General features: G+C 61.8%; 16 protein-coding genes. 6 read left to right on the plus strand and 10 right to left on the minus strand.

Going from position 1 to position 19851, the window contains the following annotated elements:
• Position 1: 1 nt before the first annotated feature.
• The 5 genes from coaBC to ileS form a co-directional block, all read right to left on the minus strand.
• Positions 2–1234 carry a bifunctional phosphopantothenoylcysteine decarboxylase/phosphopantothenate--cysteine ligase CoaBC gene (gene coaBC / locus QNJ86_RS01020; RefSeq protein WP_283830702.1) on the minus strand — a complete coding sequence of 411 codons (1233 nt, stop codon included), beginning with the start codon at positions 1232–1234 and terminating at the stop codon, positions 2–4.
• Positions 1234–2250: a ferrochelatase gene (gene hemH / locus QNJ86_RS01025; RefSeq protein WP_283830703.1), complete on the minus strand. Its 1017-nt coding sequence runs from the start codon at positions 2248–2250 to the stop codon at positions 1234–1236. The genes coaBC and hemH overlap by 1 nt, the downstream gene beginning before the upstream one ends.
• 131 nt (positions 2251–2381) lie before the next feature.
• A complete protein-coding gene (locus QNJ86_RS01030; RefSeq protein WP_283830704.1) occupies positions 2382–3416 on the minus strand; it encodes an RluA family pseudouridine synthase in 1035 nt (344 codons plus the stop codon).
• Entirely contained in the window at positions 3413–3994 is a 582-nt protein-coding gene (gene lspA, locus QNJ86_RS01035) for a signal peptidase II (RefSeq protein ID WP_283830705.1), read from the minus strand. Before lspA ends, QNJ86_RS01030 begins: the two co-directional genes overlap by 4 nt.
• Before the next feature lie 4 nt (positions 3995–3998).
• Positions 3999–6848, minus strand: coding sequence for an isoleucine--tRNA ligase (gene ileS / locus QNJ86_RS01040; protein WP_283830706.1), 2850 nt, complete (start codon positions 6846–6848; stop codon positions 3999–4001).
• Positions 6849–7062: 214 nt separating this feature from the next.
• Here ileS and QNJ86_RS01045 point away from each other — a divergent pair, with 214 nt between their 5' ends.
• Entirely contained in the window at positions 7063–7935 is an 873-nt protein-coding gene (locus tag QNJ86_RS01045) for a DegV family protein (protein ID WP_283830707.1), read from the plus strand.
• A gap of 83 nt (positions 7936–8018) precedes the next feature.
• Here the strand turns inward: QNJ86_RS01045 and dinB are convergent, their stop codons facing one another.
• Positions 8019–9407, minus strand: coding sequence for a DNA polymerase IV (gene dinB / locus QNJ86_RS01050; protein ID WP_283830708.1), 1389 nt, complete (start codon positions 9405–9407; stop codon positions 8019–8021).
• Between the two features lie 208 nt (positions 9408–9615).
• Here dinB and QNJ86_RS01055 point away from each other — a divergent pair, with 208 nt between their 5' ends.
• Positions 9616–10743 carry a pyridoxal phosphate-dependent aminotransferase gene (locus QNJ86_RS01055; protein WP_283830709.1) on the plus strand — a complete coding sequence of 376 codons (1128 nt, stop codon included), beginning with the start codon at positions 9616–9618 and terminating at the stop codon, positions 10741–10743.
• A 95-nt stretch (positions 10744–10838) separates the two neighbouring features.
• On the opposite strand, the gene QNJ86_RS01060 is transcribed toward QNJ86_RS01055, so the two are convergent.
• Complete coding sequence (locus QNJ86_RS01060; protein ID WP_283830710.1) at positions 10839–13439, minus strand: heavy metal translocating P-type ATPase; 2601 nt, start codon at positions 13437–13439, stop codon at positions 10839–10841.
• Between the two features lie 197 nt (positions 13440–13636).
• On the minus strand, positions 13637–13939 hold the full coding sequence (locus tag QNJ86_RS01065) for a metal-sensing transcriptional repressor (RefSeq protein WP_283830711.1): 303 nt from the start codon (positions 13937–13939) through the stop codon (positions 13637–13639).
• 177 nt (positions 13940–14116) lie between these two features.
• Between QNJ86_RS01065 and QNJ86_RS01070 the strand changes: the two genes are divergently transcribed.
• Positions 14117–14782: an SOS response-associated peptidase family protein gene (locus QNJ86_RS01070; RefSeq protein WP_283830712.1), complete on the plus strand. Its 666-nt coding sequence runs from the start codon at positions 14117–14119 to the stop codon at positions 14780–14782.
• A gap of 70 nt (positions 14783–14852) precedes the next feature.
• Here QNJ86_RS01070 and QNJ86_RS01075 read toward each other — a convergent pair whose 3' ends face one another.
• Both QNJ86_RS01075 and QNJ86_RS01080 read right to left on the minus strand, forming a co-directional pair.
• Complete coding sequence (locus tag QNJ86_RS01075; RefSeq protein WP_283830713.1) at positions 14853–15788, minus strand: DMT family transporter; 936 nt, start codon at positions 15786–15788, stop codon at positions 14853–14855.
• A 2-nt stretch (positions 15789–15790) separates the two neighbouring features.
• The gene (locus QNJ86_RS01080; protein WP_283830714.1) at positions 15791–16693 is read right to left on the minus strand and encodes an AraC family transcriptional regulator; all 903 of its coding nucleotides are present in this window, start codon (positions 16691–16693) and stop codon (positions 15791–15793) included.
• A 193-nt stretch (positions 16694–16886) separates the two neighbouring features.
• Between QNJ86_RS01080 and QNJ86_RS01085 the strand changes: the two genes are divergently transcribed.
• From QNJ86_RS01085 to QNJ86_RS01095, 3 genes are all read left to right on the plus strand, one after another.
• Positions 16887–17321 (plus strand): ArsR/SmtB family transcription factor, encoded by a 435-nt coding sequence (locus QNJ86_RS01085; protein ID WP_283830715.1) that lies wholly within the window; start codon positions 16887–16889, stop codon positions 17319–17321.
• 86 nt (positions 17322–17407) lie between these two features.
• On the plus strand, positions 17408–17626 hold the full coding sequence (locus QNJ86_RS01090) for a cation transporter (RefSeq protein ID WP_283830716.1): 219 nt from the start codon (positions 17408–17410) through the stop codon (positions 17624–17626).
• 201 nt (positions 17627–17827) lie between these two features.
• Positions 17828–19756 (plus strand): heavy metal translocating P-type ATPase, encoded by a 1929-nt coding sequence (locus tag QNJ86_RS01095; RefSeq protein ID WP_283830717.1) that lies wholly within the window; start codon positions 17828–17830, stop codon positions 19754–19756.
• Positions 19757–19851: the final 95 nt, after the last annotated feature.

Raw genomic sequence — 19851 nt, forward strand, 5'->3', positions numbered from 1 at the left:
GTTACTTGAAGAACTGGAGTGCTTTGTCGAGGATTTCGTCGGCGAGGCGGTCTTTGGACATAAGGGGGAGCGCGTAGGTTTCTTCGGCTGAGACAAACCAGACTTCGTTGTCGTCGGTGCCGAACGCGCGACCCTCTCCCACCTCATTACCTACAATCAGGTCGGCGTGCTTGGTGGAGAGTTTCTTCTGGGCGTTGGCTATCACGTCGTTGGTTTCAGCAGCGAAGCCTACTACCACCTGCTCCGGGCGCTTCCTGACGGCAAGGGTGGCCAAGATATCGGGGTTCTCCACCAATTCAATAGTGCTCAAGTCCACACCCTCAGTACCCTTCTTAAGCTTCTGAGCTGCCACTTCCTTTGGACGTACGTCTGCCACTGCAGCAGAAAACACCGCGATGTCGGCCGTAGCAAACGCCGCCTCGGCGGCGACAAGCATGTCACGCGCGCTTTCCACGTGCACCGTGCGCACGCCTTCCGGTGCAGAAAGCGCCACCGGGCCTGACACCAACGTCACTTCCGCCCCTCGTCGCGCCGCCGCGCGCGCAAGGGCGTAGCCGGTCTTACCCGATGAGCGGTTCGTGAGGTAGCGCACCGGATCAAGCGGTTCCACCGTGGGGCCCGCCGTCACGAGCACGCGGCGTCCGGCCAAGTCGTGCGTCATCCCCACCTCATCCAGCACCGCGCTCACGATGTCGACGGGTTCCGCCAAGCGCCCGCGCCCCACATCGCCGCAGGCCAGATACCCTTCGTCCGCTTCCACAATACGTGCGCCGCGAATGTGCAGCTTCCCGATGTTGTAGCGCGTTGCGGGGTTCTCATACATATTCACGTTCATGGCCGGTGCCACCACCAGCGGACACGTGCAGGCAAGCGCGGTCGTGGTCAGCAGATCGTCGGCCAACCCGTTCGCAATTTTGGCAATGACGTTCGCGGTACACGGCGCAATAACGAAGACGTCGGCCTCCTGAGCAAGCGAAATGTGGTGGATGGGGTCCGACGGGTTGTCGAACAGCCCCACCGCTACCGGCTCGCGCGTGAGCGCGCGGAACGTGGTGGGCCCCACGAATTCGGTGGCGTGTTCGGTCATGACCACCTTTACGCGCACGCCAGCCTTCTGCAGAAGGCGCACGATCTCGCAGGACTTGTACGCGGCGATGCATCCCGTAACACCCACCAGCACCGTGGGACGTGCGTCGCGCGCTTCCTCAACGCTCAGCGCTTCTCGTTCGGCCATCAGCGGTCTCCTTCCACATGGGGGCGCAGCACGTCGGCCAGTACGCGTACGTGCGCGCGGCTGCGGTCAAGGCAGGGAACGTACACGAGGCTGTCCTCGTGCGGGGTGCCCCCCGTTTCCTTAATCTTGTCGTAGTAGTACGGCTTGAGTTCGTGGTCAACGTCGTAGAGCGTCTCCAGGCAATCCACGGCGAAGTTCGGGCACACGAGAAACACGCGCCCAACCCGTGCCTCGGCCCAACGTGCCAGCACGTCGGTGGTATAGGGCGAAAGCCATTCGCGTCCCTTGTCGAAGCGACACTGATACCCAATAGTCCAACGGTTACGGTCTATGCCCAGCTCACCAGCTATATGCAAGCTGGAAGCTCCCGCCTGCAGCTCGTAGGTGTCGCCCTCTTCAATATCCGTGAGCGGAATGGAGTGAAATGAGAACAGCACCTTGTCATCAGAATCAGGGTTAAACCCGGCATGCTTGATGGAAGCGGCGATGGCGCGCGCGTAGGTGCCGTTGTCGTGGTAGTTGTCCACGAAGGTGAGCGGCACATCCCAGCGCTCCTTACGCAGCGCCCGCTGCACGCCGTCGGACACAGCGCCCGTCGTAGAATGCGCGCTTTGTGGGTACAACGGCAGCACCACGAGGCGTGTGCACCCGCCCTTTTTGAGGTCGCGAACGGCATCGTGTACGGACGGTTCGCTGTAGCTCATGCCGCAGCGCACCACCACATCGAAGCCTTCTTCCTGAAGCCGCGCTTCCAGTGCATGCTGAAGTTTGTCGTGCGCAACGGCGAAAGGAGAACCCTCGTCGGTCCAGATGGCCGCATACTTTTCAGCCGAGGCCCGTCCGCGCTTCGGCAGGATGAATGCGTGCAGAATAAACCACCATCCCACGCGGTTCATGGGAACAATGCGCGGATCCGAGAGGAACTTTGCGAGATACTTCCGCACTGCGTGAGGACGCGGTTCGGCCGGCGTGCCGGTATTCGCCAGAAGGATGCCACAACGGTCTTGCTCGTGCACGATGACAGTCCCTTTCGTGTGTGAGACAGGTTGCCTCGTCGTTGACGATTCGGCACCAGTGTAGCCTTCCGCCGGCGCTTTGCGACCAGTGAACAACGAAAGAGCGGAATTATCCCGGAACCTGCGCAGGACTAAAGATACGGGTGGGGCGCGTTGCTTAGAAGCGAGAACACTTCGTCGCCCGCCTCCGTGCGCCCCGTGCTGCGCGGCGCGAGGGCATCAAGAACCCCTTGCAAGTCGGCTGGCAGATTGTCGGCGAAGGAAAGGGACTCGCCTGTCATCGGGTGCTCAAAGGACAGCATGAACGAGTGGAGAAACTGCCGCTCAAGTCCGCAGTTTGCCGCCGCATCTTTCGGCGCGTTCGACGTGTAAACGGGCTCGCCTACCAACGGATGCTTGGCGTATTCCATGTGCACGCGTATTTGGTGCGTGCGGCCGGTAAAGAGCTTGCAGTCGATGAGCGTGTAGCCGTCGTCGCGCGAGCCGTGTTCGAAGCGTTCCAGCACGCGGAAGGTGGTAACAGCGTCGCGCGCCGAGGGCACGTCGCGGATAGCCATGCGGGTGCGCTCGTTGGCCGAGCGTGCGATGGGCGCATCAATCATGCCGGTGTCGTGCGCAATCACGCCATGCACGAGCGCCAGGTAGCGGCGGTCGACGGCGCGGTCGCGGATGTCGGCCATGAGCGCCTCGCCAGTTGCGTTATCCTTGGCCACCAGCATAAGGCCCGTTGTGTCGCGGTCGAGGCGATGTACAATGCCCAGGCGGTCATCTTCGCCCTGCACATTGCAGAGATTGCCCGCCCCGCAGCGATACACGAGCGCGTTCACCAACGTGCCGTCGTAGTGATCGACCGACGGGTGGCACACAAGCCCCGCCTGCTTCGACAGCACCATAAGATGGTCGTCTTCAAAGCGCACGTCCAGGTCGATGGGCTGGCCTTCCAGCTTGGTGGGAGCAGGGTCTTCGGACACTTCATAGACAATGGTGTCGCCGGAAGCCACGGCATACTTCTTGGCCACCACGGTGCCATTCACGAACACGACGCCCTCTTCGATGGCGCGCGCGGCAGCGCTGCGGCTGGGGTACAACCCGCGCTCCGCCAAGAGCGCGTCAAGGCGCATGCCCGCATCAGGTGCGGCCACGATATGACAGAGCGAACGACTCATTGATCCTCGCCCTCTTCGCCCGATGCCGCAAGCTGGCGTTCCTCATGCGCCGCGCGACGATAGCTGAGCAGCATGCCGACCACAAACAGCACAAACCCACACATCACTCCAATATCAGCCACATTGAACACCGGGAAGTCAATAAACACCGGCTCGATGAAGTCCACCACGTAACCCAGGGTGAAGCGGTCTAGCGCATTGCCGAGGCCACCCGCCACCACAAGCCCCACGCCGATGGTTTCCAACACACTCGGCCGCGGCGAAAGCACGAAAAGATACGCGGTTAGAAACACGCACACCAGAAGCGACACCACGCCCAGCAGAAACGTCGAGTCGCCAAACAGTCCCCAGGCCATGCCTGTGTTGTGCACCAGGCGGAAGCGCACGAGGCCAAGAAACGGCCCCGCGGCCACCTCGCCCACCGCAAACGAGCCGTTGAAGTATGCCTTGGTAAGCTGGTCAAGCGCGAACCACACTGCCACAAGGGCAGCGAGAATCACGGCAGCGCGGGGGCGTGAGAGCCCCGCCAGCCGCGCGGGGGCAGGGCTGGCGGTTTCGGCGTGCTTCTGCTCCTCCAAGAGCCTACTCCCCCTTCGCCGCGAGGATGTCCAGCACATCTCCGCAGCGCTCACACACATCCGGATGGTTAGCGTTGCCGCCCAGTTCGCGGTAGTTCCAGCAGCGCGGGCACTTCTCGCCGGTAGCGGGCGTGATGGTTACCGCCAGCTCGTCGGCCTCTTCGAAGGCCACGCTCGCCACGATGAACAGCTCCTCGAACACCTCACGGTCGAACTGCTCCGTCACGTCGAGCACCGAGCGCGGCGCACGCACCACGACGGCCGCCTCCTGGCTCTTGTTGACGACCTTCTCCGCGCGGGCATCTTCAAGCGCCTTGGTCACCACTTCGCGCACGCCCAGCACCACGCCGAAGTTCTCGGCAATCTTCTCGGCAGCGGCATGCTCGGGCAGCGCGGGCATAAAGTCGCGGCGCTCAGGCCAGCCCGCCAACTGTACGTTCGTTGGACGGCCTTCGCGCTCACGCAGCGCAACCGGGTAGTGTTCCCACACCTCGTCGGTCGTGAACGACAGGATGGGCGACAGCACGCGCACAAGCACCTCAAGAATGTTCATGAGCACAGTCTGCACGGCGCGGCGGCGCGGCGAATCGGGCGCCTCAGAGTACATGCGATCCTTTGTGGCGTCCATGTACACCGACGACAGATCGTTCACGATGTAGTCATACACCGCGCGATACACCAGGTGGAACTTGTAGTCGTCGTAGGCTGCTTCCACGTCAGCGAGCAGGTGCTGCGTGCGCACCATCATCCACTGATCCATCGGCTCAAGCACATCCCACTCGGTGACGACGTTACGCTCGTCGTTGAAGTCGTCGAGCGAGCCCAATAGGAAGCGGAACGTGTTGCGGATGCGGCGGTAGGCCTCGCTCGTGCGCTGCAGAATCTCGTCGGAGATACTCACGTCCTGCGAGTAGTCAACGCTCGCCACCCACAGGCGCAGCACGTCGGCGCCGGACTTCGCCATAACCTCGGCCGGATCCACGCCGTTGCCGAGCGACTTCGACATCTTACGGCCCTCGCCGTCCACCGTGAAGCCGCAGTGCATGACACTCTTGTACGGCGGCACACCGTAGGCGCCCATGCTGGTGAGGAGGGATGACTGGAACCAGCCACGGTGCTGGTCAGAGCCTTCCAGATACATGTCGGCCGGGAAGCGCAGGCCCTCATTAGCGCGGTGCTTCAGCACGGAGGTGTGCGACACGCCCGACTCCCACCACACATCCAAAATGTCCTTCTCGGGCACCAGTTCGGTACAGCCGCAGGTCTCGCACTTGATGCCGCGCGGCAGATACTCGGACGGCTTGCGCGTAAACCACGCGTCGGCACCTTCGCGATAGAAGAGGTCGATCACCGCGTCAAACGTGGCCTCGTTCGCCACCGTGTTGCCGCACTTCGCGCACTTGAACACAGGGATGGGCACGCCCCACGAACGCTGGCGCGAGATGCACCAGTCGGGACGATCGGCCACCATGCTTCCGATGCGGTTCTTCGCCCACGCGGGAATCCACTCCACCGTGTTATCGATGGCATGGAGCGCATCCTCGCGCAGGGAATTCTTGTCCATCGACACGAACCACTGGTCGGTGGCGCGGAAGATGACGGGCTCGTGGCAGCGCCAGCAGTGCGGGTAGCTGTGCGTGATCTTCTTCTCAGCCACCAGCGTGCCGCGCTCGCGCAGCCAGTCAATGATAACCGGGTTCGCGTCGTCCACCGAAAGGCCGGCGAAGGGGCCCGCCTCGTCGGTGAGCACGCCGTTGTCGTCAACCGGCATGAGCAGCGGCACGTCGAATTCGAGCGCCACCAGGTAGTCGTCCTGGCCGTGACCAGGGGCCGTGTGTACGCAGCCGGTACCCGTGTCCAGCGTCACGTGGTCGCCGTAGATGATGGTGCCCTTGAGATCCTGACGGATGGGGCACGTGTACGTGAGCCCCGTGAGCTCGCGGCCCTTCAAAGACACCAGGGTGCCCGTGGACTCTTCCACCAGATGCCAGTCCTGCCAGCCAGCCGTTTCAGCCACCTGTTCCACCAGCTCACGCGCCATGATCATGTTCGAACCATCCGCGACCACCATTACGTAGTCGGCGTCGGGCGCCAGTGACACGGCCGTGTTTGCCGGCAGCGTCCAGGGCGTCGTGGTCCAGATGAGCACATACGCATCCCCCGTGGCACCCGCGGTCTCAAACATGCCGGGCATCACGTCCAGCTTGAACTTCACAAAGATAGAGGGAGAAGTTTCGTCGCCGTATTCGATTTCCGCCTCGGCGAGCGCCGTATGGCAGCGCGAGCACCAATGGATGGGCTTGCGACCGCGATACACCGAGCCGTCCAGATACATCTTCTTGAACACCTCAACGTTGCCGGCCTCGTAGTTCGGCAAAAACGTGAGGTAGGGATGCTCCCAGTCGCCGTTCACACCCAGGCGCTTGAAACCCTCGCGCTGCACGTCAACGTACTTTTCGGCCCACTCGCGGCAGAGGCGGCGCAGCGTCGGCTGGTCGATCTTCGCCATTTTCTCGGGGCCGAGCGTCTTTTCCACCATGTGCTCGATGGGCTGGCCGTGGCAGTCCCAACCCGGCACGTACGGCGTGAAGAACCCGCGCTGCGCGTGGGATTTGTTCACAAAGTCCTTGAGGATTTTGTTGAAAGCGTGGCCAATGTGGATGGGGCCGTTCGCATACGGCGGGCCATCGTGCAGGATAAACGGCTTGCCGTCTTTGTTCTTCTCCAGCACGCGCTCGTAGATGCGCTCCTCTTCCCACTTCGCAAGGCGCTTCGGCTCGCTTTCGGGCAGGTTTGCCCGCATTGCGAAGTCGGTCTTCGGCAGGTTCATCGTTTCTTTGTAACTATTCGCCACGGCCGTCCGTACCTTTCATCTTATGCTCAGCGCGTCAAGACGCTTTTCTTTCAAACCGCTATAGTATAGGCGAATGCGCGGCCAATACGCGCACATTCCCGCGCGGCGGGGCCACATTTCAAAAATGTGACACAGGAAACTGCAGGGAAATAGGTATACTTTACCGAGGACATCACCCGTCGCTTAGGCGGCGAGAGCGCATCGGAGGACCGCTATGAATTTTGAAATTGTCACCGACTCAAGCAGTAACCTCATTGAGGACATGATTGATGATTTCGGGCTGCACATTTTGCCCCTCACGTTTATGGTGGACGGCGAGCAGTATCAAAGCTACCTCAAAGGCGAACACACCGACCTTGCGCAGTTCTATACCATGATGCGCGACGGCAAGGTGATCACCACCTCCCTGCCGAACCTGGCCGATTCCGAGGCGCTTATGCGCGGGCTGTTGGAGCAGGGCCGCGACATTTTGTACATTGGCTTTTCGAGCGGGCTGTCGGGCACGTTTGAGGCCACTGAGCTGCTGATGCGCGATTTGGCCGCGCAGTTCCCTGAGCGCACCATTCTTGCGGTGGATACGCTGGCGGCCTCAGGCGGCGAGGGTTTGTTAGTGTGGCACGCCGTGCAGCGCGCCCGCGCCGGTGCCTCCATCGAAGAAGTGCGCGACTGGCTGGAGAAAAACAAGCTGCATCTGGCCCACTGGTTTACGGTGGATGACCTCATGTTCTTGTTCCGCGGCGGCCGCGTATCCAAGACGGCGGCCTGGGCGGGCACCATGCTGAACATCAAGCCGGTCATGCACGTGGACGACGAGGGCCACTTGGTACCTTTGGAGAAGGTGCGCGGCCGCAAGAAGTCGCTGAACGCGCTCGTGGATCACATGGAGCAGTCGGCCATTCAGCCCATCGACCAGCAAATGGTGTTCATCACTCACGGTGACTGCCTGGAAGAGGCCGAATATGTGGCCGACCAGGTGAAGGAGCGTTTCGGCGTAAAGGAAGTTGTCATCAACTACGTCGACCCGGTGATCGGCGCCCACTCGGGCCCCGGCACTATGGCTTTGTTCTTCCTGGCTGACAAGCGATAGCAAAAAGTGTGACGCGCTTACGCGCTACCGATTACGCCAGAAGCGTCACGAATCGCCCTCTCCGCCGTAGGCGGAGCATTCAACTATTTATAGTCTGCGGGGTTTTTGGCGGCGGAGCCGGTGGTGTTTTCGTCGTTGCGGAGTTCGTGGCCGAAGCGAACGGCGCTTTCGCCAAAGCGGTTTTTCACAAGGTCGGTGGCTTCAATGAGACCGCGGCGCTTGCGCGCGTCAGCTATCACGGGCTCCACGTCGTCTTCGGTGGGCGCGGCTTCGGCCACGTCGAAAAGGCTTTCCTGCACCACCGCTACCTCGTCAAAGCCGCTCATGCCCACACCTATGAGGCGCAGCGGCATACCTGGGCGCCATATTTCATCCACCATGCGATAGAGCAGCGGCGTGTACGCCAGCTCGTCGTCGCTTGGGTTCGGCAGCTGGCGCTGCACCGAACGCACGCTGAGGTCGTTGAACTTCACGCGCAAACTGAGCGTGTGGCCGCGCAGCCCTTTGCGCCGCAGGCGCCGCCCCACCTTCGCCGCCATCGTGGCAATGGCAGCTTCCATGTCGGTGCGTTCGGTGAGATCGACGGCAAACGTCATTTCGTTCGACACCGACTTTACGATGTCGTCTTGCTCAACCGGCGCATCGTCGCCGCCGTTTGCGCGCAGGTGCATCACGCGGCCGTTCTTACCGAACAGGCGCACGAGCATATTTAGGTCGGCGTCGGCCAGCTGCCCCAGCGTGCGAATGCCGCGGGTACGCAGTTTTTCCTCGGCCGCCGCGCCGATGCCGCTCATGGTGCGCACGGGCAACGGCGCCAAAAAGTCGCGCTCGCCGCCGGGATACACTACGGTCAACCCACGCGGTTTATCCATATCAGAGGCAATTTTTGCGATGGTTTTCGACGTGCCCACACCAATGGAGCACGTCACGCCCAACTCTTCCACGCGCACCTGAATGCGGCGCGCCACCGCCACGGGGTGTTCGCGATTCACCGTGGTGGGCGTCACATCGAGAAACGCCTCGTCAATGCTCACCTGCTGCACGTGCGGCGTCTCAGCGCGCAGGATGTCCATAATCTTGTTCGACATTTCGCGATAGCGGTCGAAGTGGCCGTGCGTCCAAATGGCCTGGGGACACAGGCGCTTGGCGGTGGAGGCCGGCATGGCGCTGCGCACGCCGAAGACACGCGCCTCATACGAGGCCGTGGACACCACGCCGTGCTTGTCCGCGTCGCCGCCCACCACGACCGGTTTGCCGCGCCACGCGGGGTGGTCCAGCTGCTCAACCGACGCGAAGAACGCATCCAGGTCTACCAGCAAAATGGCGGGGCCTTCCCACGGCTCCAGCGGTAAGGCATCGCGTTCCGCCCCCGTGTTTTCTACGCTAGCGGGCGTGGTGGCAGTTCCCGCCGCTCGTGCGGGGGTGCTGGCGCCGTGGAGGGGCGCTGCGCTTTGCGGGAATTCTGGCTTCATATAAGGATTAGTCTACCATGCGACGCGCGCCGGTTGCCAAGTTGTGCTAGGATAATCATTCCCTTGCATCCGACGTGCCGCGCGCGGCTGGATGCCATGGGCATGCACGGCCGCTTCTGAATCTGCCACCAGCTGAAACGTACGCTTCAGATTCCCCTTTGGCCCTCATGCACACACGGGTTCGAACGGGAAAGGAGAGACACCAAAGATGCCGAACGGAAGCGAGGCGCGCTCTGCCGTGCGTGCCGCAGTCACTGCACTGCCTGAACAGCTGCTCTCCCCTCCCTATGAACTCCGTACCGAAATGAACTGGATTGATTTCTCGGGAACGGCGAATCCGCTGGGGACGCCGCCCTCGTTCATTCGCGCCATGCAAGATGCCCTCACGGCCGGCGAGTTGAACTACCCGCCTGACCGCGAGGCCCACGCGCTGCGCAGTGTGCTGGCGCGTCAGCACGGCATGCCGGTGGAGTCGTTCTTGGTTGGCTCAACTGTGGGCGACATGGTGCGTGCCGTTGCGCAAACCTATCAGCCCTGCACGGTGGGCGTGACGGTGCCGGGCCCGGTTGAGTACGCACTTGCGGCCGGCAACGCTGGTCATCGCGTGGTGGAAATTTCTGGGCCCGCTGGCTTTGTGATGCCCGACCCCGCGGCGGCTGCTCGCCACGGTATTGTGTTCGATGCCGCCGTGTTGGCGAACCCGGGGTATCCCACGAGCCGCCTTCTGCCCCTGCCCACGTTACTTTCCTATTTGGAAGCGTGCACGTGGGTGGTGGTGGACGAACGCTCCATTGAGCTGACGCTCGGCGGCGAAAGCATGGTGCCGCTTGTACGCGAACATCGCAACCTGGTGGTGGTGCGCTCGTTCTGCGAACCGTACGCCATGCCGGGCATTCCCATTAGCTACTGCGTGGCGCACCCTGACACCATCGCGCAGATCGCGCGCTTCTACGACAGTTCCTGCGTGCCCATGTTTGCCGAGGTACTGGGCGAGTTAGCCCTGGCTGAGCGCGAGCATTTGGAACGCACGCGCGAGTTTTTGGAGTACGAAATTCCCTGGATGCAGTGCATGCTTAGCCTGGTGCCGGGTATCGACATCTTCCCCGCCGAGGCGAACTACGTCATGTGTACGTTCGAGAACGGCCCGGACTTAGATTTGAACGTGGCAAACACCGAAGAGCTGGCGAACCGTTTGCAGCTGGCCGGGTTCCTTATTCGCAAGCTGGAAGGAACGCCGGGGCTTTCCGATGGCCGCTACTTCTGCGTGGCCGTGCGCACGCGCGAGGACAACGAGAAGCTGGTTGCAGCCCTGCGCGAGATTATCGCCGGGTGCTAGCGAGGCGCAGAGCGTTCTGTAAGTGAACAAATGTAAGGGGAGGGACGCGAGGGCTGTGTCCCTCCCCTTTTTGCTCTGCACTTGTGACGCAATGCCTAGTCGATGCTGGTCACTTCGTAGCCGGCGTCAACGACGGCGGCGGACAGCGTATCAGCGGGCACATCGTGAGTCAGGTGGGCGGTGGCGGTACCGGCATCGAGATCAACCACGGCCTCTTCAACTCCGTCGATGCCTTCCAGGGCCTTTTTCACGTGAGCCACGCAGTGCTGGCACATCATGCCTTCTACGTGCAGCGTCTTCTCCATGGTGATCTCCTTTCGTGCGGGCGCTTCTGCGTCCTCGGTTTGTGTCTGGTTCTCGGGCGTGGTGCCCGGTGTTCCCTCAGGAAGTGACGCTTCCAACGGCGGGAGCGGTGCGACTGCCGTGAAGCGGGGGCGCCAGCCGCGCAGGCGCAGGGCGTTCGTGACAACGCAGACCGAACTCAAACTCATGGCGGCAGCGGCAATCATGGGGTTCAGGTTCACGCCCCACATTGACAGCACGCCAGCGGCCACGGGAATGCACACGGCGTTATAGATGAGCGCCCAGAAAAGGTTTTGCTTGATGGTGCGCATGGTGGCACGCGACAGCTGGATGGCGGCAGGCACATCCATCAGGTCACTGCGCATGAGCACCACATCGGCGCTTTCGATGGCGATGTCGGTACCCGCCCCAATGGCAATGCCCACATCCGCACGGGCAAGCGCGGGCGCATCGTTAATGCCGTCGCCCACCATGGCCGTGGCGCCGCTTTCGGACAGGCGGCGAATTTCGCGCTCTTTGCCGTCGGGCAGCACGCCCGCAATAACCTCGTCGGCACCCACTTCGCGCTGAATGGCGGCCGCGGTGCGCTCATTGTCGCCGGTGAGCATGATGGTGTGAATGCCCATGGCCTTGAGTTCGGCCAGTGCGGCGGCGCTTGAGGGCTTCACGGTATCGGCCACCGCCAGCACGCCAAGCACCTCGCCGTTCTGTGCGAAGAAGAGCGGGGTTTTGCCCTCGTCAGCGAAGGTTTGCGCAACAGTAGCCAACTCACCTGGCGCAATGCCACGCGCCTCCATCATGCGCAGGTTACCCGCACACGTGGGAATATCATCCACGAGCGCTTCCACCCCTTCGCCGGGAATCTGCTTGAAGTCCTCCACGATGAGGGGGTACGCCTGGTGTGCGCGGGCGTAGTCGCAGACGGCGCGTGCGAGCGGATGCTCGGAGCGGCCTTCGATGGATGTGGCCACCTCAAGCAGGCGCGCTTCGTCCACGCCGGGGGCTACGCGTACGTCGGTGACGCTCGGGGTGCCCTCCGTGACCGTGCCCGTCTTGTCGAGCACGACCGTTTTCACGCCGTGCGCCGTTTCCAGTGCCTCGGCCGACTTCACGAGGATGCCGTTTTGTGCGCCGCGGCCCGTACCCACCATAATAGCCGTGGGCGTGGCCAGGCCCAACGCGCAGGGACACGAGATAACGAGCACACTCACGGCGTGCGAGAGCGCCACTTCCAGCGTTGCGCCACCAAGCAGCCACACCGCAAAGGTGACCAACGCAATGCCAATAACGATAGGCACGAACACACCCGAAATCTTGTCGGCCAGCTTCTCGATGGGAGCCTTGGTGGACGTGGCTTCGTCAACCAGGCGAATAATGCCCGCGAGCGTGGTGTCGTCGCCCACGCGGTCGGCGCGCATGGTGAACCATCCCGTACGATTCACGGTAGCGCCCGTCACCGTATCGCCCGGACCCTTGTCCACCGGCACGCTTTCTCCCGTGATCACCGACTCATCAAGCGTGCCGGTGCCTTCAAGCACCGTACCATCTACCGGCACCCCTTCGCCCGCGCGAACCACCAACACATCTCCCGCACGCACGTCATCAGCGGGAATGCGCTCTTCGCGGCCGTCCACCAAGCGCGTGGCCTCCTTCGGCGCCAAATCCATGAGCTTCGCGATGACGTCGGTGGTCTTGCCCTTCGCGCGCGCCTCGAAGTATTTCCCCAGTGTAATGAGCGTGAGAATCATGGCAGCGGACTCGAAGTAGAGATCCATCACCGCCACATGCGCGCCCATTGCATCACTCGCGCCGAGCGCGTACCCAATTTTGTAGAGCGCGTACACGCCGTAGATGGTGGATGCGGCCGAACCGAGGGCGATGAGCGAGTCCATGTTCGGCGCGCCGTGCGCGAGCGTTTTGAAACCCACGCGGAAGAACTTGAAGTTCACAAAGATCACGGGCAGCAGCAGCAAAAACTGCGTAAAGGCGAACGGCATGATGTTTGAGTCGCCCGTGAGAAAGCCCGGCAGCGGCCAGCCGAACATGTGGCCCATGGACAGGTAAAACAGCGGCATCGTGAATATGATGGATATGATGAGGCGGTTGCGTACGCGCTTGGCTTCGGCCGCAGCGTCGGCCACTGGGCGCGCCTCGGCGGCGCGAGTACTGGGCGCAGCACCCCGCTCGGGGCGCTGGGTGGCCCCATAGCCCGCCTTTTCCACGGCTGCCTCGATGGCGGTTGCCGTGTTGAGGTCATCGAGTTCCACTTCCATACTATTCTTAAGCAGGTTCACGGCCACGTCCTGCACGCCGTCCACCGCGCGCGTGGCCTTCTCCACCCGCGCCGAGCACGCCGCACAGGTCATACCCGCAATATCAAACGTCACCTTCACGACGAATTCCTCTCTAGTTGAAGCCTGAACTACCCATTCGCTATTGCCGCACCCTTTTGTCATCCTGAGCGAAGGCGCGCAGCGCCGAAGTCGAAGGATCTCGTGCGGTGTTAACTGAAAGCCTCCCCGCTACCGCCGCACGGGATCCTTCGACTCGCTTTGCTCGCTCAGGATGACAGGAAGGGGCTTCACTCTCTCTATCGTGAGAACTTTTGGAGTAGTTGCATTACTTCGTCGACCACTTCTACGTTGCCTTTTTGGATTTGTTCGACGACGCAGGTTTCCAGGTGGTCTTGCAGGAGAAGCGCCGAGACGCGATGCACGGCGCTTTCGGCGGCCGCAAGTTGTGTGAGCACATCTCCGCAGTAGCGGTTGTCTTCAATCATGGCTTTCACGCCGTTGAGCTGGCCGATTGCGCGGTTGAGGCGCTTTTGCAAATCGGCCTGTAACTCTTCTGAGCGCGGGGTATTCTTTTGATGGCAGCAGGCTTTGTCTTCCATGAGTGCACTTCCTTCGCCTTTCATATACCCCCTAGGGGCATCTCTCTTTTGGCGTCAGTATATACCCCCTATGGGTATTGTCAAGCGTCAATCACTGGACTACCCGCGGACGGTTGAAGGCCGTGATACAATGCCCCGCACGATTGAGTGCGCGCTAAGAGCGGAGGTATAAACACCGTGTGTCGACGGTTTGTGGTGGTTGAGCGGGCGGAGGTGGCACGTATTGCTGCTGAAGTTGCGCGCGATGTGGCGGCACATGCGGGCGAGTTGAGTGTGCTTGACCCGCTGGAGGCGTGGCGTCCTTTTTTAAGCGCGCCAGTGTCGGATGCGCCGGGGGTGCAGCGCGAAGCGTTTCCCCAGGCAGTTGTGCCGCTTATTGCGCCAACTGGCGTGGGCGCTCAGCTGGCGGTCGCGGATATGGTGTGGGGGTTTGAGGTTCCTTGGAAGAAGGGGCCGGTGTTTAACACGCGCATTGAAACGGCGCTTGATGACCCGACGTGCATGTGGGCGGAATCGCTCGCGAAGCGGCGCTGCCTTGTGCCAGCGTGGGCGTTTTACGAGTCACACGCCACCGAAACCGTCCCAAGCGCGCGCACCGGCAAGCCCGTGAAGCGCCAATACGCCTTCGAACGTCCCGATGGCGCGCCGCTTCTGCTGGCAGGCATTCACGATCAGGGGTGCTTCTCGCTGGTAACCACACAGCCGAATGAAACAGTGGCACCGGTCCATGACCGCATGCCCCTCGCGCTTGACACGAAGGAAGCCACTCTCTGGCTCACCGGAAATTACGCCCCACTTCTCAACCGCGAAGGCCTGCCTCTTACAAGCGCACCTGAAGCATAAGTTCACCCACTTTGCTTCACCCTTCCCCGTTGTTTCTCATTAGGCAGGTACACGCAACGGGCCAAGAGTGCTATTTCCCTCGCTCAGAAAGCAGCAGGCCGCCGATGGTGAGGAGGACGCCTACGATGACGGGCGGCGTGAGTGGGTCGCTGAGGATGGCGGCAGACGCAAGCACCGTGAGGGCTGGCACCAGGTAGATATAGAGGCTCGTTTTCACCGGGCCGAGTTCTTTCACCGCAAGGTTCCACGTGACGAAGCAGAGCGCGCTTGCGCCGAGGCCCAAAAACACCAGGTTGCCCCACATTTCCGGCGCAGCGAGTGAACCCCAGTCGGGTGAGAAGCCCAAAAACGGCAGTGTGGGCACCATAAACAGCAAGCCCCACGCGAACGTGCGGCGCGTTACAAGGATGCTGTCGTGGCCGAACCCCGCTATCTTTTTCGTCACGATGGAATACACCGCCCAGGTGGCGGCCGCGGCAAGCGCCAGCAGCACGCCCGTGAGTCCGGCCTCCCCCAGCCCGTCGGTGGCCGCACCGCCCGCAAAGCTCACCAAGCACACGCCCGCCATCGCAAGCGCAAACCCCAGAAAGAACGGCACGCGCAAACGCTCCTTCAGCACGAGGGCCGATAACACGCCCGTGAACAGGGGTGCTGCAGCCACCACCACGCCCACGATGGAAGCTGTGGTGAACGTGAGCGCAATGTTCTCTAATAAATAGTAGAGGGTGATGCCGGTGGCACCTGCAAGCATGAACCATTTCTCCTGTTTGAAACCTTCGACGTGCAGCCGGCGCGGACGCAGGGCGGCAAGCGCAACAAAGCCAATGACGAAGCGGAAAAAGAGTATTTCGATGGGTGTCAAATGGACGAGCAGCACCTTGGTGGACACGAAGGTGACCGCCCATACCAAGACGGTGACCAGCGCAAAGACATGCCCGCGTGCTGCGGGATGACGAAGCGCTGTCTCGGTTGAAGTGCTGGATTCTCCTTCGGCGATTGTTGGCATGGTTACCGCCCCTCTTCGTCATGGCGCGCGGATGCGGCCGCCGCTTCCCGGTAGCGTCCGGGCGTCAGGCCGAACAGAGCTTTGAACACGCGGGTCATATGCGCCTGGTCAGAAAAGCCAACGCGAGCGGCCACCTCGGCGGGCTCGACACCCTGCGCCAGCAGGTCACGTGCACGGTTCGCGCGAACAGCTTGCAAGTAGCGATGCGGCGTAAGACCCGTTTCGGCCGCGAACACCCGCACCAGATGGTAGCGCGAAAGACCCGCAACCTCGGCCAACTCGGCAAGCGTCGGGCCAGCGGCGCAGCGCTCTTCAAGCAGGGCGCGGGCGCGCTCAACCGCGGCGGAGGTGGCAGTTGGTGCGGGGTCTTCAATGGCAGCGCCCTCGCAGTACGTGGCGGCACGGGAAATGAGGGCAGCGAGCGCTTCCTCCTGCTCAAGTGCGTCGGCCATCGCATCATCCGCGAGCGCGTACACCGCTCCAAGCTCGGACGCCAGCGCCTCGTCACGCACGGTAAAGCGATCGAAACGCGCCGGCGTTTCCCCGCACGCCTGAGCGAACAGGTCATTCGGCACCACCACACTGCGATAAAAGAACGGTTCCCCGTTCATCGGCTCGCAGCCGTGCACCTCACCAGGGCCAAACAGCACGATGTCCCCCGGCCCCAGCTCACGCACCTCACCGCGACACGTGGTGCGGCGGCGCCCGTATACAATTTCGCCCATGGTCCAGAAGTCATGGAAATGCAGGGGAAACGGCTGCACGACACCCTCAAGCGTCACCAGCTCCACTCCCGAACACGCCCGAAACTCCGCGATGTGCCGATGCTCCGCGCCCATATCAGGGTCGGCCAGGCGCGCACCCCGCACTTCGGGCCGTACGTTCCATTCCTCAAGCGTTCCCATGTCCTCCCTTTCGTCCAAGATGAGAACAATACCACGAAGCCACGGTGGTCGTTTGAACGAAATTGCGGTCGGCGTCCAGGAAGCAGCTCGTGCAAAGAAGTAAGGCCCGTAACAAAATCTTTAAGAACCCTCTTGACACGCTGCTTCTCATTCGTATACTTATGAACAGTTGTTCATATGTTGAGAGGTTACTATGGCTGCATCGAAGAAAACAACCAAGAACGCGAAAGTGCCCGTTATCCGCACTCCTGATAAGGAGGCCGCGACGAAGGCGAGTTCCCACGACGGTGGGTGCTCGTGCGGCAATGCTCAGCATGCGGCCGAAAACGGCTTTCCCCCTACCCTTCCTGACGAGGAACTTCTCTATGACCTCGCCGACCTCTTCAAGGTGTTTGGCGATACGACGCGCATCAAAATTCTCTACGCCCTCATGGGCACGGAGCTGTGCGTCGCCGACATCGCCGAGCTCATTGGCGCCACGCAGAGCGCCGTGTCGCACCAGCTGCGCACACTCAAGCAGGCGCGCCTCGTGAAGTTCCAGCGTGACGGCAAAAACGTCATCTACTCGCTGTCGGACGACCACGTACATACCATGCTGGCCCAAGGCCTGACCCATATCTGCGAATAATATATCCAGCTGGCGCCGCGCGGGATCCTTCGACTCCGGCGCTGCGCGCCTCCGCTCAGGATGACATCCGATCGAAAGGAACCACTATGCGTAAGGCTTTCAAACTTCAGGATCTCGATTGCGCCAACTGCGCCGCCAAAATGGAGAACGGTATCAAGAGCATCGACGGCGTAAAGAGCGCCACCGTGAGCTTCATGACCCAGAAACTCGTGCTCGAAGCCGACGACGCTCGCTTCGACGAAATTGTCGAAGAAGCCGCCCGCATCTGCAAAAAGATAGAACCCGACTGTGTGATTGTGCGGTAGTGAAGCAAACCTCTTTGTCATCCTGAGCGGAGGCACGTAGCGCCGTAGTCGCGACGCGAAGCTAGTCCCGCAGGGGAAGGATCCCGAGCGGGCGATAGCTGGGAGTCTTTCGGTTGGCACCGCTCGGGATCCTTCGACTCGCTTCGCTCGCTCAGGATGACAAACCACTTAAAACTTAATCGAACCTCAAGGATCAATCCCATGAATAGAAAACAAAGACGTACGAGGAATCGCATTCTTATTGCCATTGCGCTCTTCGTTGTGGCTTACGTGATTGCGGAGCTTATGCCGCTCTCCACGTGGCTTGGCAGCGAGACGGCGGCGCTGTGGGCGGAGTTTGCGTTGTTCCTCATTCCTTACCTTATCGCCGGCTACGACGTATTGCTGCGTGCGGCGAAGAACATCGGCCACGGCCAGGTGTTCGACGAGAACTTCCTCATGAGCGTGGCCACCATCGGCGCGTTCGCGCTCGTGCTCTTCCCCGACAGCGACCCGCACATGGCCGAGGGTGCGGCGGTCATGCTGTTCTACCAGGTGGGCGAACTGTTCCAAAGCTACGCCGTGGGCAAGAGCCGCGCGTCAATCGCCGAGATGATGGACATCGCGCCCGACTTCGCCAACGTGGAGCGCGACGGCGAACTCGTGCAGGTTGACCCCTACGAGGTGGCCGTCGGTGATGAGATTGTCGTGAAGGCGGGTGAACGGGTGCCGCTCGACGGCGTGGTAGTCAGCGGAGCAAGCCAGCTTGACACCGCGGCGCTCACCGGTGAATCGGTGCCGCGCGAGGTGCGCGAGGGCGACGAGATCATCTCCGGGTGCGTGAACCTTACCGGTCTCATTACCGTGCGCGTGACCAAGCCCTTCGGCGAGTCCACCGTAAGCCGCATCCTTGAGCTGGTAGAAAACGCCGCCGAGAAGAAGGCACGCACCGAGAACTTCATCACCCGCTTCGCGCGCTACTACACACCGGCGGTCACGGGCATTGCGGTGCTGCTGGCCGTTATTCCGCCGCTCTTCTTCGGCGAAAGCTGGTCGGACTGGGTGCAGCGCGGCCTGGTGTTCCTCGTGGTGTCGTGCCCGTGTGCCCTGGTCATCAGCGTGCCGCTGTCGTTCTTTGGCGGCATTGGCGGGGCGTCGCGCCTCGGCATCCTGGTGAAGGGCAGCAACTACCTCGAAACGCTTTCGCATGCGGAAACCGTCGTGTTCGACAAAACGGGTACGCTCACCGACGGCTCGTTCAACGTAGTGGCCGTGCACCCGGAGACGGGCATCGACCCCGACCGGCTGCTCTCCATCGCCGCGCACGCCGAGGCATATTCCGACCATCCCATCGCGCTTTCCGTGAAGGCGGCGTATGCGGGGCCCATCGACCGCGAGCGTATCGCGGAGGTCGAAGAACAGAGCGGCCACGGTGTGCGGGCGCGCGTGGACGAGCGCACGGTGTATGTGGGCAACGACAAGCTCATGCGCGCATGCGGCGCCGACTTCCACGACTGCGAACTGACGGGCACCATCCTGCACGTGTCGCTTGACGGCGAGTACGTGGGCCACATTGTGATTGCCGACGTGGTGAAACCGGATGCCGCTGAAGCTATAGCCGCGCTGCGAGCGGCCGGTGTGCGCAAAACCGTCATGCTTACCGGCGACCGCGCCGACGTGGCGGCAGCCGTAGCGCAAGAACTCGGCATTGACGAATACCGCGCGCAGCTGCTCCCCCAGGACAAGGTGGCCGAAGTGGAGAAGCTGCTTGACGAAACGCATGCCCACGGCACCGGCAAAGGCAAACTGGCCTTCGTCGGCGACGGCATCAACGACGCACCGGTACTCACGCGCGCCGACATCGGCATCGCCATGGGCGCGATGGGCTCAGACGCCGCCATCGAAGCGGCCGACGTGGTGCTCATGGACGACAAGCCGTCCAACATCGCCCGTGCCATCCGCATTGCGCGCACCACTATGAGCATCGTCTGGCAAAACATCGTGTTCGCCCTCGGCGTAAAACTGCTGGTACTGGTGCTGGCCGCCTTCGGCATTGCGAATATGTGGCTTGCCGTGTTCGCCGACGTGGGGGTAGCCATCATCGCTATCCTGAACGCCATGCGCGCCATGAACGTGAGGAACATGAAATAATTCCAATGCAAAAATCTGGGCGATAAGGATTACCCTTGTCGCCCAGCATGAGAAAACTTGTAGGTCAAACGTGGTTGCTAGCAAGGACAAAGTCT

The sequence above is a fragment of the Gordonibacter faecis genome (assembly GCF_030077735.1).
GTDB lineage: Bacteria > Actinomycetota > Coriobacteriia > Coriobacteriales > Eggerthellaceae > Gordonibacter > Gordonibacter faecis.

Excerpts from the sequence above, each read along its gene's own strand:
- QNJ86_RS01030 (WP_283830704.1), bottom strand. The coding sequence starts at position 3,416 with ATGAGTCGTTCGCTCTGTCATATCGTGGCCGCACCTGATGCGGGCATG.
- QNJ86_RS01065 (WP_283830711.1), bottom strand. The coding sequence starts at position 13,939 with ATGGAAGACAAAGCCTGCTGCCATCAAAAGAATACCCCGCGCTCAGAA.
- dinB (WP_283830708.1), bottom strand. The coding sequence starts at position 9,407 with ATGAAGCCAGAATTCCCGCAAAGCGCAGCGCCCCTCCACGGCGCCAGC.
- QNJ86_RS01055 (WP_283830709.1), top strand. The coding sequence starts at position 9,616 with ATGCCGAACGGAAGCGAGGCGCGCTCTGCCGTGCGTGCCGCAGTCACT.
- QNJ86_RS01045 (WP_283830707.1), top strand. The coding sequence starts at position 7,063 with ATGAATTTTGAAATTGTCACCGACTCAAGCAGTAACCTCATTGAGGAC.
- coaBC (WP_283830702.1), bottom strand. The coding sequence starts at position 1,234 with ATGGCCGAACGAGAAGCGCTGAGCGTTGAGGAAGCGCGCGACGCACGT.
- QNJ86_RS01080 (WP_283830714.1), bottom strand. The coding sequence starts at position 16,693 with ATGGGAACGCTTGAGGAATGGAACGTACGGCCCGAAGTGCGGGGTGCG.
- QNJ86_RS01095 (WP_283830717.1), top strand. The coding sequence starts at position 17,828 with ATGAATAGAAAACAAAGACGTACGAGGAATCGCATTCTTATTGCCATT.
- QNJ86_RS01075 (WP_283830713.1), bottom strand. The coding sequence starts at position 15,788 with ATGCCAACAATCGCCGAAGGAGAATCCAGCACTTCAACCGAGACAGCG.
- QNJ86_RS01085 (WP_283830715.1), top strand. The coding sequence starts at position 16,887 with ATGGCTGCATCGAAGAAAACAACCAAGAACGCGAAAGTGCCCGTTATC.
- QNJ86_RS01090 (WP_283830716.1), top strand. The coding sequence starts at position 17,408 with ATGCGTAAGGCTTTCAAACTTCAGGATCTCGATTGCGCCAACTGCGCC.